Source organism: Pseudovibrio sp. WM33 (assembly GCF_001623165.1).
Lineage (GTDB): Bacteria > Pseudomonadota > Alphaproteobacteria > Rhizobiales > Stappiaceae > Pseudovibrio.
The window spans coordinates 89,104-108,382 of sequence record NZ_LMCK01000018.1; the positions used below are offsets into that span (position 1 = coordinate 89,104).

18 protein-coding genes and 1 pseudogene are annotated in these 19,279 nt (G+C 50.5%); 7 read left to right on the forward strand and 12 right to left on the reverse strand.

The genetic code is table 11. The annotated features are described in order from the left end of the window. Positions 1-2: 2 nt before the first annotated feature. From radA to PsWM33_RS04805, 4 genes are all read left to right on the forward strand, one after another. Positions 3-1,406: a DNA repair protein RadA gene (gene radA / locus PsWM33_RS04790; protein WP_057460949.1), complete on the forward strand. Its 1,404-nt coding sequence runs from the start codon at positions 3-5 to the stop codon at positions 1,404-1,406. Positions 1,407-1,487: 81 nt separating this feature from the next. Next, on the forward strand, positions 1,488-2,114 hold the full coding sequence (locus tag PsWM33_RS04795; RefSeq protein ID WP_057460948.1) for a CvpA family protein: 627 nt from the start codon (positions 1,488-1,490) through the stop codon (positions 2,112-2,114). Positions 2,115-2,160: 46 nt separating this feature from the next. Continuing rightward, positions 2,161-3,654, forward strand: coding sequence for an amidophosphoribosyltransferase (gene purF, locus PsWM33_RS04800; RefSeq protein WP_063288438.1), 1,494 nt, complete (start codon positions 2,161-2,163; stop codon positions 3,652-3,654). 5 nt (positions 3,655-3,659) lie between these two features. Beyond that, positions 3,660-4,406, forward strand: a complete 747-nt coding sequence (locus PsWM33_RS04805; protein WP_063299412.1) for an SDR family NAD(P)-dependent oxidoreductase — start codon at positions 3,660-3,662, stop codon at positions 4,404-4,406. A 74-nt stretch (positions 4,407-4,480) separates the two neighbouring features. On the opposite strand, the gene PsWM33_RS04810 is transcribed toward PsWM33_RS04805, so the two are convergent. The 6 genes from PsWM33_RS04810 to PsWM33_RS04835 all read right to left on the reverse strand — a co-directional run bounded on the left by PsWM33_RS04810 (position 4,481) and on the right by PsWM33_RS04835 (position 10,583). Beyond that, positions 4,481-5,263: an inositol monophosphatase family protein gene (locus PsWM33_RS04810; protein ID WP_063299413.1), complete on the reverse strand. Its 783-nt coding sequence runs from the start codon at positions 5,261-5,263 to the stop codon at positions 4,481-4,483. Positions 5,264-5,481: 218 nt separating this feature from the next. After that, positions 5,482-6,888 carry a ribosome biogenesis GTPase Der gene (gene der, locus PsWM33_RS04815; RefSeq protein ID WP_057460945.1) on the reverse strand — a complete coding sequence of 469 codons (1,407 nt, stop codon included), beginning with the start codon at positions 6,886-6,888 and terminating at the stop codon, positions 5,482-5,484. A 123-nt stretch (positions 6,889-7,011) separates the two neighbouring features. Continuing rightward, complete coding sequence (locus PsWM33_RS04820) at positions 7,012-8,358, reverse strand: outer membrane protein assembly factor BamB family protein (protein ID WP_063299414.1); 1,347 nt, start codon at positions 8,356-8,358, stop codon at positions 7,012-7,014. Continuing rightward, complete coding sequence (locus PsWM33_RS04825) at positions 8,359-9,030, reverse strand: tetratricopeptide repeat protein (RefSeq protein ID WP_063291845.1); 672 nt, start codon at positions 9,028-9,030, stop codon at positions 8,359-8,361. Positions 9,031-9,257: 227 nt separating this feature from the next. Continuing rightward, positions 9,258-9,836 (reverse strand): NnrU family protein, encoded by a 579-nt coding sequence (locus PsWM33_RS04830; RefSeq protein ID WP_063291844.1) that lies wholly within the window; start codon positions 9,834-9,836, stop codon positions 9,258-9,260. Between the two features lie 168 nt (positions 9,837-10,004). Further along, a complete protein-coding gene (locus PsWM33_RS04835) occupies positions 10,005-10,583 on the reverse strand; it encodes an NnrU family protein (RefSeq protein ID WP_063299415.1) in 579 nt (192 codons plus the stop codon). Positions 10,584-10,861: 278 nt separating this feature from the next. On the opposite strand from PsWM33_RS04835, the gene PsWM33_RS04840 reads away from it, so the two are divergent. Next, positions 10,862-11,170: a PilZ domain-containing protein gene (locus PsWM33_RS04840; protein WP_057460940.1), complete on the forward strand. Its 309-nt coding sequence runs from the start codon at positions 10,862-10,864 to the stop codon at positions 11,168-11,170. Positions 11,171-11,276: 106 nt separating this feature from the next. Then, positions 11,277-11,618, forward strand: a complete 342-nt coding sequence (locus PsWM33_RS04845) for a TraR/DksA family transcriptional regulator (RefSeq protein WP_063288870.1) — start codon at positions 11,277-11,279, stop codon at positions 11,616-11,618. 16 nt (positions 11,619-11,634) lie between these two features. Here PsWM33_RS04845 and PsWM33_RS04850 read toward each other — a convergent pair whose 3' ends face one another. The 4 genes from PsWM33_RS04850 to PsWM33_RS04865 form a co-directional block, all read right to left on the reverse strand. After that, positions 11,635-12,252, reverse strand: a complete 618-nt coding sequence (locus PsWM33_RS04850) for a hypothetical protein (protein ID WP_208994396.1) — start codon at positions 12,250-12,252, stop codon at positions 11,635-11,637. A 218-nt stretch (positions 12,253-12,470) separates the two neighbouring features. Then, positions 12,471-13,109, reverse strand: a complete 639-nt coding sequence (locus PsWM33_RS04855) for a class I SAM-dependent methyltransferase (RefSeq protein ID WP_063299416.1) — start codon at positions 13,107-13,109, stop codon at positions 12,471-12,473. A gap of 140 nt (positions 13,110-13,249) precedes the next feature. Continuing rightward, positions 13,250-14,800 carry a glutamine-hydrolyzing GMP synthase gene (gene guaA / locus PsWM33_RS04860; protein WP_057460937.1) on the reverse strand — a complete coding sequence of 517 codons (1,551 nt, stop codon included), beginning with the start codon at positions 14,798-14,800 and terminating at the stop codon, positions 13,250-13,252. Positions 14,801-14,915: 115 nt separating this feature from the next. Next, positions 14,916-15,410, reverse strand: coding sequence for a MarR family winged helix-turn-helix transcriptional regulator (locus PsWM33_RS04865; protein ID WP_057460936.1), 495 nt, complete (start codon positions 15,408-15,410; stop codon positions 14,916-14,918). Between the two features lie 308 nt (positions 15,411-15,718). On the opposite strand from PsWM33_RS04865, the gene PsWM33_RS04870 reads away from it, so the two are divergent. Then, positions 15,719-16,942, forward strand: a complete 1,224-nt coding sequence (locus tag PsWM33_RS04870) for a tetratricopeptide repeat protein (protein ID WP_063299417.1) — start codon at positions 15,719-15,721, stop codon at positions 16,940-16,942. A gap of 79 nt (positions 16,943-17,021) precedes the next feature. Here PsWM33_RS04870 and PsWM33_RS04875 read toward each other — a convergent pair whose 3' ends face one another. After that, a complete protein-coding gene (locus PsWM33_RS04875; RefSeq protein ID WP_063299418.1) occupies positions 17,022-18,314 on the reverse strand; it encodes an RsmB/NOP family class I SAM-dependent RNA methyltransferase in 1,293 nt (430 codons plus the stop codon). A gap of 441 nt (positions 18,315-18,755) precedes the next feature. Continuing rightward, a pseudogene (locus PsWM33_RS04880) lies at positions 18,756-19,279 on the reverse strand (transposase); the annotation flags it as partial.

Sequence of the window (19,279 nt, forward strand, 5' to 3'; positions counted from 1 at the left end):
ATATGGCGAAACGCTCCCTTTCATTTGTCTGCCAGTCTTGTGGGGCAACCACACTCAAATGGGCAGGCCGCTGCGAGTCTTGCGGTGAATGGAACACAATTCAGGAAGAGCAAGAGGCCAGCGGCATCGGAGCCGGGCCCAAGACCGCTTCACGTTCCAAGGGACGTGTTGTTCCGCTGGTTGGACTTTCGGGAGAAACCAAAGACGCTCCAAGAATTATCACAGGTGTGGCCGAGCTGGACCGTGTGACTGGTGGCGGTTTTGTGAAAGGGTCTGCTCTTCTTGTAGGTGGCGATCCCGGCATCGGCAAGTCCACCCTGCTGACGCAAGCCAGCGCACATCTTGCCTATCAAGGACACAACATCGTTTATATCTCTGGCGAGGAAGCGGTGGATCAGGTGCGTTTGCGTGCAGAGCGTCTTGGTTTGCGCGATGCTCCGGTTCAATTGGCTGCCGAGACAAGCGTTGAAGACATTCTTGCAACTCTGGAAGCCAAGAAGGGCGATGAACGCGCTCATCTTGTGATCCTGGACAGTATCCAGACGCTGTGGACCGAGATGGCCGATTCCCCTCCAGGAACGGTGACCCAGGTCCGCGCCTCTGCGCAGGCTCTGGTCCGCTTTGCCAAGAAAACCGGAACAACGGTTGTTCTTGTTGGTCATGTGACGAAAGACGGCCAGATCGCTGGTCCACGCGTTGTAGAGCACATGGTTGACGCAGTGCTTTATTTTGAAGGTGACAACGCACATCAGTATCGCATTTTGCGTGCAGTAAAGAACCGCTTTGGCCCAACGGATGAAATTGGCGTCTTCGAGATGTCAGATATGGGGTTACGTGAAGTAAAGAATCCCAGTGCTATGTTCCTCAGTGAACGAAGCGCAACTGCTCCAGGTTCAGCCGTGTTTGCCGGGATAGAAGGTACACGACCTTTGCTGGTCGAAATGCAAGCACTTGTTGCACCCTCCCCCCTTGGCACACCACGCCGGGCGGTGATCGGGTGGGACAGCGCGCGCCTTTCTATGATTTTGGCCGTGCTTGAAGCACGCTGCGGTGTTAAGTTTGCGCAACATGACGTTTATCTGAATGTCGCTGGTGGACTGAGAATTAATGAGCCAGGAGCTGACCTCGCCGTTGCGGCAGCTTTAATCTCATCGCTTAGTGGGGTTGCTCTTCCCCTCGAATGCGTCTATTTCGGCGAAATCAGTCTGTCTGGTGCAGTTCGACCAGTTGCTCAGGCAGCTTCCCGATTAAAGGAAGCTCAGAAGCTTGGATTCGGTCAGGCGGTTATAGCCGACGGGAATATGAAAGAAGGCTCCAATGCTCTCGGTCATGTTAAAGGACTTGAGGAGCTGGGAGATCTGGTAGCAAATATTGTTGCCAGTGCACAGAAAATGGAAAACGCTTAAGGGTTTAACCTAGGCTGGTTTTAACCGGCAGGCATTTTTGTTGGTTTGCCTGCCAGTCAAACAAGGGACTTGTGTCGACAGATGCCGATCACACTCTTAGACGGAATTCTACTGGTTATCATGCTGATCTCTGGCGTTCTTGCTATGATTCGCGGGTTCGTGCGTGAGGTGCTTTCTATTGCATCATGGGTCGCAGCAGCAGTCGCCGCCTATCTTTTTTATGGCAGCCTGAAACCATTTGTGTTGCAGCACGTAACCAATGACACACTGGCAACTGCCATTGCTGCAGGTGCTGTCTTCCTCGTGACATTAATCGTGGTGAGCTACATCACCATGCGCATTTCTGACTTCGTGCTGGACAGCCGAATTGGCGCACTCGACAGAACCCTTGGTTTTGTCTTTGGCGCAGCCCGCGGCTTCCTGCTTGTTGTCGTTGCATTGCTGTTCTTTAACTGGTTTGTACCAGAGCCACGCCAACCAAACTGGATTATGGATGCCAAATCCAGACACCTGTTGGTGACCAGTGGTCAAAGTTTGGTTGCAGCACTGCCGGAAGATCCTGAACGCGCAATTATGGACCAGATTCGTAAGCAGGGCGGCACGACCGGCTCTGCAACAGGCGCATCCAGTGATGAAGAAGCCCGTTACTCCCCAAGTGAGCGGCGCGGACTGGACCAGCTGACGGCCTCCGGCGAAGGCCGGAACTAAGCTTAATTTTGATATTTGGCCCAAGTAAGAACCAAGGAGTGATGCCATGAGCAGTGGCGTATCAAACAATTCTGCCGCTTTGAAAGAGCTACAGGCAGATTTTGACGGCGATACCCTGCACGAGGAATGCGGTGTTTTTGGCATTCTTGGACATGATGATGCAGCAGCACTGACGGCTCTGGGGCTTCATGCGCTTCAGCATCGCGGACAGGAAGCTGCAGGCATTGTGACATTTGATGGCGATCAGTTCCGTTCAGAACGTCATATGGGTCTTGTGGGTGATCATTTCACTCAACAGGAAACCATCGACAACCTGAAGGGTCCGTACGCAATCGGCCATGTGCGCTACTCCACCACTGGTGAAGCTGCACTGCGCAATGTGCAGCCGCTGTTTGCTGAGCTTGATGGTGGCGGGATTGCAATTTGTCACAATGGTAATTTCACCAATGCGATGACCGTACGCCGTCAGTTGATCAAGGACGGCGCGATTTGCCAGTCTACATCTGACAGTGAAGTGGTTCTGCAGCTGGTTGCACGTTCCCGCGAGAAAAAGATCGTAGATCGTTTCATCGAGGCTATCAGCCAGATGGAAGGTGCTTACTCTCTTGTCGCGCTGACTCGCAAAAAACTGATTGGTGCGCGTGACCCTTATGGAATTCGCCCATTGGTTCTTGGCGATCTGAATGGTGCTCCGATTTTTGCGAGTGAAACTTGTGCACTGGACATCATCGGCGCGAAGTTCATTCGTGAAGTTGAGAACGGTGAAGTTGTTGTTTGCACACCAGGTGGTATCGAAAGCTACTTCCCATTCGGCAAGCGCCCTTCCCGTCCAGACATCTTTGAGTACATCTACTTCTCCCGCCCGGACAGTGTTTTGAACGGTCATTCCGTTTATGACGTTCGCAAGCGTTTTGGGCGTGTGCTGGCACAGGAGAGCGCGGTTGAAGCAGATGTAATTGTTCCGGTACCAGATTCTGGTGTTCCTGCGGCTCTTGGCTTTGCAGCCGAAAGCGGTGTGCCGTTTGAGCTTGGCATTATCCGTAACCACTATGTTGGCCGTACCTTTATTGAGCCAACACAGCAGATCCGTACGCTTGGTGTTAAGCTGAAGCACTCTGCCAACAGAGCGCAAATTGAAGGCAAGCGCGTTGTACTGGTGGATGACAGCCTTGTACGCGGTACAACCAGTGTAAAAATCGTTCAGATGATCAGAGATGCTGGTGCGAAGGAAGTTCACTTCCGCCTGGCCTCTCCGCCAATCAAATTCTCCGATTACTACGGCATCGATACGCCGGTTCGCGAGAAGCTGCTGGCTGCCAAGTATGATCTTGAAGGTATGCGCAAATACATTGGTGCAGATACCCTTGCCTTCCTGAGCATTGACGGTGTCTACCGTGCCATGGGTCATGAGAATGGCCGTGACAACGAGAACCCACAGTTCACTGATCACTGCTTTACCGGGGACTATCCGACCCCGCTTACAGATTTGTCTGACGATGTGGACACACGTCAGGCTCCCCGCCTTGTAGAAACTGGTTAAGTTCAATGAGTTCGAAAAGACTTGAAGGTCGTGTTGCTGTTGTCACGGGGGCTTCCCGTGGCATTGGCTATTTTGCTGCAAAAAAGCTTGCTGAAGAAGGTGCGCATATTGTTGCGATCGCACGTACTGTAGGCGGACTGGAAGAACTGGATGACGAAATCCAGAAGGCTGGCAGCTCTGCTACGCTTGTACCAGTAGACCTGACTGACTTCGACGCGATTGACCGTTTGGGCGCTGCGATCTTCGAACGCTGGAAAAAGCTCGACATTCTTGTCGGTAATGCCGGTATCCTTGGCCCGACTTCTCCATTGGGTCATGTGGACCCGAAGAAGTTCGATGACGTGATGAAAATCAACGTGACTGCGAACTGGCGTCTTATTCGTTCGCTTGATCCACTGCTACGTCAGTCCGATGCGGGCCGTACGGTCTTCCTGACCTCAGGAGCGCCACACAAGTGTCGTGCCTATTGGGGGCCGTACTCCATGTCAAAAGCGGCTCTGGAGGCGCTTGTACGCACGTATGTGAACGAAACGCAGAAGACCAGCGTTAAGTCTATGCTCATCAATCCAGGCCCAATGCGGACTGGCATGCGTGCGAAAGCAATGCCGGGTGAAGACCCCGAAACCTTGCCGCATCCTTCTGAGATCTCTGAGGACATCCTGCGCTTCTGCTTGCCAGAAAGCCAGGAGAATGGTCGCCTCTACGATTTCCCGAGCAAAGAACTTAGGGACTTCGTGCAGCTGACCAGCTAAACGGCATAAGCCTACAAATACGAAAAAGCCCCAGTGATGAGCCGGGGCTTTTTTGTTGTACAATCTGAGGTGCTTTAGATGAAGCACTTATCAGTTAGCGCTTTGGCCTGATCAAATACACCCGGGCAAGCAGCAACAACTTTACAGCCGTTCATGACTGCGTTGGCGACGTCGATTTCCTGACATTTCCCGCCAGCTTCTTCCAGAAGGAGCAAGCCTGCCATGCAATCCCAGGAGTTCATGTGCTCTTCGATATAGCCGATGAGACGGCCAGAGGCAGCATATGCCAGCATAAGACCACCGGACGCGTTGCGGAAAAAGATCCCGCCTTCATCCAGCAGTGCATCAACTGCGCTTTTGACAGCCTGATTACGCCCGCGTGCACTGAAGCCCAGACCGATTGACCCATTGGACAAGGAATCGCTCGTGGACACTTTCATTGGCGTACCGTTGAGTGTCGCCCCTTTGCCTTTTTCAGCTGCAAACAACTCATCTGCACATGGATCATAAGTGACGCCAATATATTTTTCACCGTTTTTGACACAGGCAATGATCACGCACCACTGTGGAATGCCAGAGACGAAGTTTGCCGTGCCGTCAATCGGGTCGATGATCCAGGTGTACTCAGAAGTGCCCGGTTTAGGATCACCCTCTTCTCCCACGATGCTGTCATCTGGAAATACTTCTGCAATAGCTTTGCGGACAAGGATTTCAGTATCGCGATCTGCCTCAGAGACCATGTCCTGATGACCTTTACTCTCAATATTGAGGGTCTCCAAACGCGTAAAATATTCGTGCGCATAGGCACCAGCGCGCTTAACCAGAGCGTTGGCGAACGTAAAACGGTCTTGTGACATGATAATCCTATTAAATGTAGGGAATGCGGAAAGAGAGCGCGATTAAAAGCAGATTCAGGAAGAATTGCAACTTATTAGCGGCACTGACTGATACTTCTGGAGAAAAATTCACGTACGCGGCAGTGGTCAGAACCCTGACAGTTCACGGTTCTTTGGGATTTGGCAAAATAAAAGGGCAGCTGGTTGCTGCCCTTTTATGAAATTAAGTGAAAGCGAAATCACCTTCTCTTCTTGTGATATGGGTTGTCGCCCTTTCTATAGGACAGACGAATGGGCGTTCCTTTGATGTCAAAACGCTCGCGAATACCATTCACAAGATAACGGGTGTAACTCTCCGGCAGATTGTCTGGCTTGGAGCAGAACACCACGAAATGCGGTGGGCGTGTCTTTGGCTGTGTCATGAAACGCAAGCGTACACGACGCCCAGACACTGCTGGCGGCGGATGGTGGATCAAAACACCTTCCAGCCAGCGGTTGAGGCCAGATGTACCAACGCGTTTATTCCACATCTCGTAAGACCGGAAAACAGCCTGCATGAGCTTATCGAGGCCCTGCCCGTTAATGCCGGACATGGTGACAATCTCAACACCACGTAGCTGATTCAGATAGCGTGCTTGTGAATCCTTGATATGACCCCAAGCATCCTCACGATCCTCAATCAAATCCCACTTATTGAGTGCAATAACGATTGCGCGACCTTCACGGGCACACAGATCGATGATCTGCAGGTCCTGCTTCTCGAAAGAGATGGTGGCATCGAGCGTTACAACAACAACTTCAGCAAACTTGATTGCGCGAAGGGCATCCGCAACGGAGAGCTTTTCCAGCTTTTCCTGCACGCGTGCCTTTTTGCGGATACCTGCAGTGTCGAACACCTTCACATGGTGATCCTGCCATTCCCACTCAACAGAGATACTGTCACGTGTGATGCCAGCTTCAGGTCCAGTCAGAAGGCGCTCTTCACCCAACATCTGGTTGATGAGAGTAGACTTGCCTGCATTTGGACGGCCAACAATTGCCATGCGCAAAGGACGTTCGAGCGTGCCAACTGGCTCGTCGATCTCTTCGTCCTCTACATCAACATCTGTACGTGCTTCAGTAAATTCGGAAGAACCTTCCATCTCGTCTGCAGCATCTACAATCGGACGCAGAAAATCATAAAGCTCGGACAGACCTTCTCCGTGTTCTGCAGAAAGAGGAACAGGATCGCCCAACCCAAGCGTGAACGCATCATAGAGGCCGCCATCGCCTGCTTTGCCTTCCGCCTTGTTGGCGCAAAGAATTACAGGGGTGTCGGCACGACGAAGAAGGTTCGCAAAGTGCTCATCAAGCGGCATCAAGCCAGCGCGTGCATCAATAAGGAATAAGCATGCATCCGCATCCCGGATTGCTTCTTCTGTTTGAGCGCGCATACGCCCTTCGAGGCTTGCTGCCTCTGCTTCTTCCAGGCCGGCAGTATCAACGATCTTGAATCGCAGATCGCCCAAGCGTGCATCACCGGACCGACGGTCACGGGTCACACCTGGGGTATCATCAACAAGCGCTAAGCGCTTGCCTACAAGGCGATTGAAGAGCGTCGACTTGCCAACATTAGGTCTGCCAATAATGGCGACTGTCGCAGTCACGCGAATACTCCTCGTCTGGTATGCAGCATTTAGAGTAGTTCGCCTTATGCGCCCTACTCTAAGCTTTTATTTTTTAACGTATCCCAGTTTCGAAAACCGGTATCCACTTTCCGTAGGACACGTTTAGTTCAGCGCTGCAACCGCTCCGTCACTGGTAAGGACGACCATACGTCCACCAGCAACAATTGGTGATACAAATACGCCACTGGTCACTTTCCGCGATGCGGATGCCTGACCGGTTTTTGCATTCACAGATGCAAGATAACCGTTGCTAGACATGGCGATCAGCTGGCCGTTGGCCAGAATTGGACCCGCCCAGTTGACATTCTTGGCGTCACTTTCGCCATTTGGCAACTTGGCGCTCCAGATAAGGTTGCCGGTCTTGCTTGAGATTGCATGCAATTTGTCATCCAAGCCGATCAAGAATACCGTACCGCCGGAAACAACCGGAGTATGTACCGCACCAAAATCAGCCTCCCACAAACGCTCGCCATCTTTCAGAGCAATGCCCAGTGTGCGTCCAGCAACGGAGGTTGCAATAACCTTGTTGCCTTCAATGACCGGGCTTGCAGAAACATCTGTCAGACCAGAGAGCGCGCGTGTACGGAAGGACCGTGCAACGGTATCGATCCATTTAGGCTCACCGCTGTTAATGTCAAGTGCCATAACCTCACCTGAGGAAAACGGCACAACAACAGTGCTGCCTGAAATTGCCGGATTTGCAGAGGAAAGCAGGCCTGCCTGCTCTGCGATGCCAGCGAATGACCATGCCTGTTCCCCATCTGACTGGTTGAGGCCGATCACTTCATTGTCTTGTGTTACAACGACAACTTTGCCATTGGCCGCTGCTGGCGCACCGCGAACCGGTGTTTCCAGTTGCTTGGTCCAAAGGACGTTGCCACCTTTATCAAGTGCATAAACATTGCGGTATGCGGTTGCGACAAAGATCTTGCCTCCGTCAAGCACGACACCACCACCTGCGGCAACTTCGTTCTCGCCTTCCAGACCCAGGTTCTTTGTGAAGACCTTAGCGCCACCTGTTGTCAGAGCAACGAGGTTGCCATCTGACTTATAGACGTAGATGCGCTGGCCATCAGAAACCGGACGCGCCGCGGTGCGCGGGTTACTGGAGCCGATACCAAAGAAGCCCGGAGAACGAACCTGACCGATGCTCGAAGACCATGCAACACCACCGCTCACATTGATTGCGACGTTGCCCGGATCATTGCTCTTAGGACCAGCAGCGGTTGGCCAGGTTGACCCTCCTGTTGCCGCACCGATCTTGGCATCTCCACCTGTTGCAGAAGGCTTTAACGCGCCTTGATACAGTGGCTGGCGATCTCCCTCAAGAAACTCATCATCGCCGCCAAATGGATTCAGACTGGAAAGAGAAGAACAACCAGCCAGCGTCAGCGCAAGCGCACCGGTTCCAATCAAAGCCTTCCAAGACTTTCTTTTGGTCTCGCTCACTTATTCAGTCCCCTTTTCGTCTTTGCCCAATGCAGAGGTAATTAGTTCAAGATAAATTTGTGCGCGTCCGGAAACATCTGACGGAGCGGCTGCATCATTCACAATTTCGCTGAAGCGCGTGCGAGCTGCATCCAAATTACCAGCCTTGTACTCAGCTGCGCCCAGAATTTCTAAAGCAGAAAAGCGCCATGTGTTGCCAGCAACAGCTAGTACTTCTGTGTGTTTCTTTACCGCGGCAAGGTCGCCGTTATCCAGCAGCAGGTAAGCAGCGCGGATGTTGGCGAGGCCCTTGTAAATGATTGGTGTGGCACTGTCAGCGGCGACCGCTTCAAAAGCCTTGATGGCTTCGTCAGGTTTACCTTCCAGCGCTAACTCGGTTCCAATGCGCATCTTGGCCATCATAGGATAACCGCCAATGCTGCCTTCCATGGAAACGAAAGCTGCCTGCGCTTCGGTGTAGTTGCCTGCGTCTGAAAGCTTGATAGCCTCCAGAAATTCAGTGCCTGCAGCCTGAGACTGTTTGTTCTGCCAGTACTCATAGCCGCGAAAACCTGCGGTACCTACAACGATAAGACCTGCTGTCAGGTATACAACCGGAGCAAAGCGCTTCCAAAGCTTTGAAAACTGGTCGCTTCTTACTTCTTCATCGACTTCGCGAAAAATGTCGGACATAACTTCAAATGTTCCTGCAGCAACGATTCTTAGGTTCGTGGTATCCCAATGGGCGGCGTCACATTAAAACTAAGAGAGCCGCAGGCAAACCTCTTTCTCTACCTCTTTCAACCGATTAGTGGCTTTATTAGGGCAATGAAGGAGTTTTCCCTGCCAACATTTACAAGTGTAATTGCTGAGAGAGACCACTTTGATGTCTGTCTTGAAACCTTACCCCATGCAAAAGGTCAAGCTATGATCGGTACCCCGATCAAAATTGCATGTAGTTTCCACACGAACAGGCCGTAGAAAATCAAACCGAGGCCTACGGAAATCACATCATTTCGCGTTGCGTTTGGGTAGTCCCGGCTTGGTGGATTGATACGCTCGCGGCGGGCAATGGTAATTCTTACAAGAATTGCCCAGATCAAAAATGAGCCAAACAACAGCACAGAGTAAGGTTCACCGTTTGCAAACAAGTGAGCCACAGCCCAAAGCTTTGTTGCGTTGATCAACGGGTGCTTGGTGACGCGTGTGATATTACCCTTCAATTGAGAGGCAAAGAAGAGTGGAAAAACAGGCAGCATCAACAGCATGGTGACGTGACGACCCCAGCTTGGTGCGACATACCATGGCGCATAATCACCATTCCAGGCGGCACCGAAGCCATAGACGATTGCGACCAGAGCACCCAATGAAATGAGCGTGTACAGTCCGCGATATCCGTTGAACGACAGACGTTGAACCAACGTGTCCCGAAGCGCCGAGAACGACGGGATCAAATGCACCGCAAAAAATGCGGTGAGGCCTGAAATCAATAATGCCATAAATTGTTCTCCCCCAAGATCAATTGAGGGCAAAGGTATTTCACAGAGTGCTTAATTGCAAAACAATCTTTGGATCAACCAAATTCCTCAACTTAAAGCAAAACCGGGTGCGCAACTGATCAGTCACGCACCCGGTTTTGCTGAAACACTCGCGATTTGAGAGTTTGCTTAAGTCAGGATCGGCATACCGATCAGCAGCGCATGTAGTTTCCAGACAAACAAACCGTAGAGGAGCATGCCCAACACAACGCTGATGATGTCATTGCGCAGAGCGTGTGGGAACTCTTCGACTGCAGTGTTTTTGCGATTGAATTTCTTCAAGGAGATCCGCGCCCAGATCGCCCAGACAAGAAAGCCACCGAACAAAGCAACGGAATATGGCTCACCATTGACCAGTAAGTGGGAGATTGCCCAGATCTTTACCGCCAGAATAACAGGGTCTTTGGTCCACTTGGCGATATTACCGCGAATAAATTTCGCAAAAACCAGAATGAAGACTGGTAAGAGCAATGTCATAGCCAGATGACGTAGCCAGAATGGCGTTACGTACAGCGGAAACAGATCTTCCTCACGCGCCAGAACGAAGCCGTAGATCATGGAGAAAAGGCCTGTCAGCACGATCAGTGAGTAAATCGCCCGGTATGGATTCAGTCCAATGCGCTGAACGACTGAGTCACGAAACCCAGGAAAAGATGGGACGAAGTGAATTCCCAGAAAGATGAATAGCCCAGCTAATAACAGCGTCATCGAGTGACCCTTTAGATTTGTATTTTACGTTAAAGCCCCTAGATAGGCTTGTGCACTGTGACCATACGCAGTGAAATATCAATAAGCCTGATCGTCCCTGCGTAAGGTGTTTTATACATTTACCCAATTCTTTTTCGCAGAACCCTTGAGCTCATGCTGCTTTTCTCGCTAAATCAGGGTGAGTTGTTTATCTGCATATATCATAACTTGACTGTTTGACTCCTATATTTGCGCAAGATCTAAGGTTTCACAAACAGAAACAGTGCCTGGAAAGTTCTATGTCCGAAAGTGACAGTGCAACAGAAACTAGTGAACGTCGCCGCGTTCGCCGTCGGCGTACGCTTAAGGAAGGGCGCATTGTTTTCGCGAGCCAGTCGATGGTTTTCGACTGTGTTATTCGTGATTTGTCCGATTTCGGTGCCCGCTTGAAGATGGAAACAACGATCGATATTCCCGATGAGTTTACACTCTATCTGGTTCATCTGCGCCAGCGCGTGCAAACCGAAGTCCGCTGGAGAACAGCGGATACACTGGGTGTAGAGTTTGTGGGCGAAAAAGAAACCGTTTCCAGCCTGATGAAAATCTAGTCCACTCCCTTAAACGCCCACTGTGTTGGGCGTTTTGTTTTGCTTGCACAGTTTCTCAATTCGCGCTCATACTGACTACCTGAAGGTTTGGGCGGGAGATGATCTGATGACACTGGCTCTCAATGATGCAGAGACGTTACTTCTTGCACGAAAGGCAGAACTGACAGAACTCACTGCTATCTCTGAGGGAGACCGTGCAACGGTTGCGCTTGACCAACAGTCTGTTGGCCGCCTCTCCCGCATGGACGCTATGCAACGGCAAGCGATGGCTCAAGCCAACGACCGCCAACGCGCCAGAGAACTTCAGCGGATCGATAGCGCCCTGCAGCGGATCAAAGAGGAGGAATACGGCTTCTGTTTTGAATGCGGAGACGACATTCCTGAAGCCCGGCTGCGCGTTGACCCAGCCGCTCTTTATTGCATAAGCTGCGCGAATTTGTTTGGGTAGCGTTCAACAAAAAACCTCACGTCACAACCAATACATTCTTTTTCAGAATGAAAAGCCAAGCTTTCAGATCTTTGTTATCTTTTTGAACACTTTCAAAAGATGTACTAATTTGGTGCCCAAACCAATCAGCAAAAACGTAAGGCATAACGTTGGGTTTCACCCCAAAGGGGTCCATTTCTCCTGCCCATTGAGGTCCATGAGCATTGGTGTGTTCAATGATCACAACGCCGTCCTGGTGGATTTGGTTGAGCCATGTTGTCAAAGCTTTGCGGGGGTTCCAACCTTGGTCCAATGAGTTGGAGTAAATGAAATCAAATTTATTCTTCCACTCTTCTTTTTCATCATGAAAATCCCACTCAATTGAGCGCTCAAATTGCTTTGCAGTAGGAGAAATATCAGTCCCAAAAACATCAAACTTGTCATCTTCAGACAAATAATTCTGCTCAAAACCATTTCGAGAACCATGACAGATACCGGAAAAAGATCTGTTTGATACTTCTTTGGATACGATATCTTTGACGAGCGTCAGCGTTGTCTTATCAGCCCAGATATTTTGCAATTTTTTCTTATTATAAAAAATTTGCGTTTCTTTATATGTCTCATAGGAGTCATACTGGTGCAGATAAAAATCCAAGTCGTTCTTGGGGTTATCTAACTTAGCTTTTTTTTCTTTTTAAATAGGTGCAGAGTTGGCATTGTCATTGAAGTATCCACCCTTTGGCGAGTTCAACAGTTGGCCAGATCATCCCACTCATCATATCGCTTCTCAAACCACATGATTTTGGACTAAATCTGTTGAAGGGCTGATACCCTGAGGATTGGGCATCGCTTAACCTTCACGCGCCTTGCATACTAACGCGCTCGCCAAATTGTACTGACGCCCTTCTTATTTTCTCTTGCCCAGACGAGATCAAACTCTGAAGCCATCATTGAGAGGCCGTCTGTCTTACGGCGTAGGTCGAGGTAGATGATGCTCTGTTTTCTGGTAACCTGCTTCAATGTTTCAAAATACGTTGAAATTGGAAAATGCCAGCCGTAGGCTAAAAAAGACACAACGACATCAAAAGTACCATCAGGAAACGCATTATGATCCAAGTTGATAAGACTGACGTTTTCAGGTGCAATCCCATTGAGCTGTAAATTTTCGGCTGTGCGTGCCAGATCGTTGTATATTTCTGCATGAAGCTTAAAACCGTATTTGATTTCTGTGTCTTTGCCATCTTTGTCTAAGCCGACGAAACAATGATCCGCCCCATAAAGCTCCTTCAAAACAAGCAGGCCAAATCCGAGGCCGCAGCCAATATCCAGGAATCGCCCTTTCGCAGCAAGACCCGGGACCTGATCCTTCAACATTCGGACAGCTTTGGCTATGTGTTTTCGGTATAGATGGAGGACTGCTTCTTCATCCTTGCCAATCAAATCGGTTCGCTGGCAAAGCAAGAGTTCTCTATGCTGCTCAGTTAGATACAACTCGGCATCAGGTAAATCCATTAGCAACGGCCTCCACATACCAAAACATCAGATAGTATGAACGAACTTATGAAATTGGAAATCCGCGCAAAATTGGAAGCCTAGTTGATCACTAGATAAGAAAAAACCGGGAAAGTTGCCCTCCCCGGTTTCTGATTAGCTTATTCCCACTCAATGGTTCCCGGAGGCTTTGAGGTCACATCATAGACGACGCGGTTGATACCGCGGACTTCGTTGATGATACGGGTTGCAGCCCGACCTAAGAACTCCATGTCATAGTGATAGAAATCTGCAGTCATGCCATCAACCGAGGTCACTGCGCGCAGGGCACAGACGAACTCGTAGGTGCGACCATCGCCCATAACGCCAACAGTTTGAACTGGCAACAGAACGGCGAATGCCTGCCAGATGGCGTCGTAGAGACCAGCTTTGCGGATTTCATCCAGATAAATGGCATCTGCCTGGCGCAGGATATCCAGTTTCTCACGAGTGATGCCGCCCGGACAGCGGATCGCAAGACCCGGGCCTGGGAACGGGTGGCGACCGATGAAGCTGTCTGGCAAACCCAATTCGCGACCGAGATCACGAACTTCGTCTTTGAACAGTTCACGAAGTGGCTCAACCAGCTGCATGTTCATACGCTCTGGCAAGCCGCCCACGTTGTGGTGTGACTTGATGGTCACGGATGGACCGCCCGTGAAGGAAACACTCTCAATCACATCAGGATACAACGTGCCCTGTGCGAGGAAGTCCGCGCCGCCAAGCTTTTTCGCTTCTTCTTCGAACACTTCAATGAAGAGCCTGCCGATGGTTTTGCGTTTGACTTCCGGATCGCTCTCGCCTTCCAGCTGACCAATGAACAGATCAGCAGCATCCACGTGTACCAACGGGATGTTGTAATGATCACGGAACATGGACAGGACCTGCTCCGTTTCACCCATGCGCATCAAACCGTGATCAACATAGATACAAGTGAGCTGGTCGCCGATTGCTTCATGGATCAGCACTGCAGCAACAGAACTGTCAACACCACCGGACAGGCCGCAGATGACTTTTTTGTCGCCAACTTGCTGACGAATACTCTCTACCGCCTGCTGGCGGTATTCAGCCATTGTCCAGTCGCCTGAACAACCTGCAATCTTATGCGTAAAGTTCTCGATGAGCTTTGCACCATCGGGAGTGTGAACCACTTCTGGGTGGAACATAACACCATATTGCTTTTTGGCTTCATTTGCATAAGCTGCAAATGGTGCACCTTCAGAGGTTGCAATTGCCTCAAAACCCTCGGGCAGCTCGACAACACGGTCACCATGGCTCATCCAAACCTGATGTTTGGAGCCAATTTCGTCCCAAACCCCATCAAATAGTGGGCTTTTCCCTTTAATTTCAAGGAAGGCGCGGCCAAACTCGCGATGATCAGAGCCTTCCGCTTTGCCGCCATTCTGGACACAAAGGGTCATCTGACCATAACAGATTCCGAGAACAGGAATGCCTGCCTCGAATACGATCTGGGGTGCTCGTGGGCTCCCCATTTCAGTCGTGGATGCCGGACCACCTGACAGGATCACCGCCTTTGGATTCATCTCCTTAAAAGCAGCTTCTGCAGACTGGAACGGAACGATCTCGGAGTACACACCAGACTCGCGCACACGGCGCGCGATCAGCTGAGTGACCTGAGAACCAAAATCAATAATGAGGATGCGGTCTGTCATGCGCAGCTTCTACTCTGTGCGCATTGATTTGGAAAGGTCTTTTACGCGGAAAAATCGTGGTTCCGTTAAGGGCAGATGATGTTTTTCTGTGTGCTTTGTCCGAAGGTCCAGTCAGCTACAATATCGACTGCTCGTGTTCTTCGATACGGCTCATCATTTGCCCCAATCTGATGCGCTCCTGCACGTCTAACTGCGGCAGCAGATTCTTCTCCAGCTGTTCGAGTTGGGCCTCTAGAGCTCGCAAAACAACGCGTCCATCTTCTGCCAGGTTCAAACGGACAAGGCGACGGTCTCGAGGGTGCTCATGTTTTTTGATAAGATTTGCTTCTGACAGGCGCTTTACAGCACGCGATACAGCCACCGTATCCAATCCAATAACTGGCCCCAACTCCCGTACAGACACAGCACCCATCCGCTCCAGCGCACTCAGCACGAGCCACGAGGGAAGCGATAAACCATATTGCTTCTGTAAATGCTCGGAAAGCCGGCGCTCAATAAAGCGGCCAGTCGCGATGATGCGCAGAGGCAAATAGTTCAACAACTCGACGTTATGTTCGTCTTCAAACAAACTTGCCTGTGTCGTTATTTTCGCACGGTATTTCTCCGCCATAACCCTTTGCCCTGCGTCGGATGCTTTGCTTCATTCCATTGACCGATAAGAAAACGGAAAATGGTTAAGCTGTCTTGAATATTGGTGATTTTTCCCAGGCACTAGCCCCTGAATGTGGTTTTGATGCGTTCAATATCATCTATCCACGCCTTCCTTCAGGATCAACCCGTTCCACCTTTGACGCTGATTTGCCAACCGCTTAGGCTTCATCGTGCATAGATACGAATTTGATTCGCAGAATTGCCTGTCAGCAGATCCATCCGAATGGATCTACGGGCGGCACTGCCCAACGAGGGGGTCCGTAAAAGATGACAGAGACACTGCGCGGTACACCGGACACTAACGCCCGGCAAGAAAAAATCAATGCTGCACTTGATGCTATTGCCTACTTGGAACAGGACGAGCGCTTTGATGAAGTGATCCCAGTCTATCAGGATCTTGTTGGACGCTACCCTGATGACGTCGAGCTTCTTTTCAAGATGGCAACGATTATGTTGCGCAATGGAGATTTGAGGGAATCCGTCGCCCATTTGCGTAAAGTATTGTTCATGAAACCAGAACACTTGGCTGCACGCTCCAACATGGGTAATGCGCTGCTTTTGCTGGGATATCTGGAACAAGCTAAAGAAGCCTTTGATGCGGTGGTGGAAGCTGAGCCGGAGAATCGGAATGCGCTTTATGGGCTCGCAACTATTTTGATCAAGATGCATGGGCATGCAGAAGCAGAGCCTTATGCTCGACGCCTTGTTCAACTAATCCCGAACAGCGCACCTGCTCTTTCACTTCTTGGCGATGCTTTGAGTGCGGAAACTAAAGCAGAATCAGCGACCCTGAACTATCGGGCAGCACTCAGAGTTGACACACAATATATTCCTGCTCTGGTTGGTCTCGCAAAGCTACTCATCATTCGCAAAAAGAGTGAGGAAGCACTGGCGCATTTGGACAAGGCCCATGACCTGCAGCCCCGCAATGTCGAAGTGCTTGTCGCAATGGGGCACGCTTACTTGCTGGAAGAAAACACCTCCAGTGCTGTTGAGAGCTTTGAGTTGGCTCATGCGTGTGAGCCTGAGAACGCGGCTGCGCTCGTTCACCTGAGTATTGGCAAGCGCAAACTTGGTCTTGTTTATGCCGGTGTTTATCACGCAGCTGCCGCATGGCGGCTTGCACCAGGCAATAAGCAAGTCAGCAATGCACTTGGTGCTGCTCTTGCCGCAGCTGGAGCCACTGATGCCGCTCGCGATGTCTTGACCTCGTCATCCAGAAACAGTCAGTTCTTGGAGGCGACTGAAGCTGCGATCAAAGAGGTAGAATATCTTGCTGAGCAAGGTTATGAGCGGCCCGTGCGCGAGGAGAAAGTTGCACCTGAGCCTTCAGAGCAAAGCAAAAGCATAGAAGCCAGAGCTTTAGAAGAGGCCGGTGAAAGCGTATTTGAAGCACAAAGTGAAGAGGCCGCTTCTGAAGAGCTGGCGAAAGAAGTCGTCGAAGGTAAATCTGAGACACCTGACGAGCTTGAAGAGAAAGCCTCCAGTTAATCTCATCGTTAACTTGCCGTTTCGAAGCATGTCGCATTTCATATGCGACATGCTTTTTATTGCAGCCAAGTTGCTGATATCAGATGCGTTCCATCATCGCGATGAAGAAGCCATCCGTACCGGTATGATAAGGCGTCAGAGTGATCATACCGCCATCCTTAAACAGTGGACGACGAGATGCTATTGCACCGAAATGCTCTTCCCAAACCGGCGCCAGATCAACAAGCTTGAAGTTAGCGTGTTTTTCAAGGAACGCTTTGACTTGCAGCTGATTTTCCGCTGGCACCAAAGAGCAAGTTGCATAAATCAGCTTGCCACTTGAACGCACAAAGCGTGTCGCAGTTTCCAGAACCTGAGCTTGATCTTCAACACGTCCATTTAGAGCATTTTCCGTTACACGCCACTTGGTATCTGGCCGACGACGCCATACGCCAGTGCCTGAACAAGGCGCATCCACGAACACGCGATCCATCTTGCTTTCGCAGATATCAAGAGAACCGGTTTGCGGATCAATCGTCTGGATATTTCGCACCCCTGCGCGGGCCATGCGGTCATAAAGTGGTGCTAGACGCGTCTTATGGGCATCATAAGCGTAGATCTGTCCTTTGTTCTGCATTTGCGCAGCTAAAGCGAGGCTTTTACCGCCCCCACCAGCGCATAGATCCAGAACCTGTTCACCCGGTTGAGCGCCTGACAGGATAGACGCGATCTGAGAGGCCTCATCCTGCAATTCAAACCAGCCTTTGCGAAAGCTTTCTTCAGCCTGAACGTGAGGTGATTTGCGTGGCCCAATTACAGGTTCAAGACGAACGCCGACGGGAGACAATCCACTTACTTCTGGATGAAGGTGAGACAAACGCTTGAGGACTTTTTCCTGCGAGCTTTTGACAGTGTTCACGCGCATATCAATCGGCGCACGTTCAGAAAGAGAACGCCCAACGGCCAGCGTCTCATCACCAAAGTTATCCTGAAAGTGCGGCCAGAGCCATTCTGGAACATTTGCTGAGATCTGGTCGTCATCGCCGACTTGCTTGTTTTCAATCAATGCGTCACGTTCAGCGTCGGAAAGCGGTTCTGGTGCGTGACGGTCTTCTTCCATCACCTGCTCCAGCTTTTCCACCTGATTGCCCCAGCCCCAGATGTAGGTTGCCAAAACAAGCGCGCGCGCACTGTCAGATCCCATCGCCTGAGCATGGGAGAGTTTGTGGCGCAGCGCATCAAAAACCAGATTGCCGATAGCAACCCGATCACCGGATCCTGCAAACCTATGCTTGTTGCCCCAGTCCTTCAGGGCTTCCTGCACAGGACGGCGGCGCTCATTAATCTCTGTCAGCACTTCAATTGCAGCCGCAATTCGTCCACCGTCGCGCATGAATGATCCTTAATTCCGTGAATTCTATTTTACGATTTATTTGTTTGGCTTTGCAGCGTGTATGCCAATACTCAAGGCTTTTCAATAGTGCATAGCATGTGTGAGGCAAACCTCACATCAACTCATTCAACAATTTCTTGGTTGTTGCATAACTCATATATGTTGAATTTAGCAGATAACAGTAAAAATACAGATATTTACGGCCTGCTTCCGCTACCTCATGACACATAGCGTATTTTAATAAAAACGTAGATCCTGCCTCGCAACTCATTAGATCACTGTAAACAATGCGTGTTGCGTTTCATGTTTTATCAGGTCTCTATCTTTCTGCTTGGCAATGCAATATGAAGTTGGGCAGATTTGGCTTTTGAATAACGAAGTGTTTGGGCCGTTTACGTGTTGATGTTAAGCGGCCGGTGCGTGGTAGCACAAGCGACGATTTTAAAGCGTTTGTCGTTTAATCAGGTGCCTTTTCTTCAAAATCTGCTTGGCACGACCAAAGTAAGCATCTGCCGGTTTGACGTTGCCGCGGCTTTCGTGGTAGCGTTGATTGTTATAGTAATAGACGAACAGACTGATCTGTAGTTCTAAATCCTCATACATGTAGTAGTTCTCCAGCAGAATGCGGTTCTTCATAGTCTGATGCCAACGCTCGATTTTGCCTTGCGTTTGCGGATGATAGGGAGCGCCTCTGACATGCTCCATGTCCTTTTCCTCCAGCCATTGTGCCAGATCCGATTAGACGTATGAGCTGCCGTTGTCAGACAGTAGGCGCGGACGATGCAGCACCTTTGGCTGCTCGCATCCGGAGGCATCCAGCGCCAGTTGGAGCGTATCGGTGACATCCTTTGCTTTCATGTTGGTACACAGCTTCCAGGCGATGATGTAGCGGGAATAGTCGTCCAGTACAGTCGATAGATAATACCAACCCCAACCGATAATCCTGAAGTATGTGAAATCAGTCT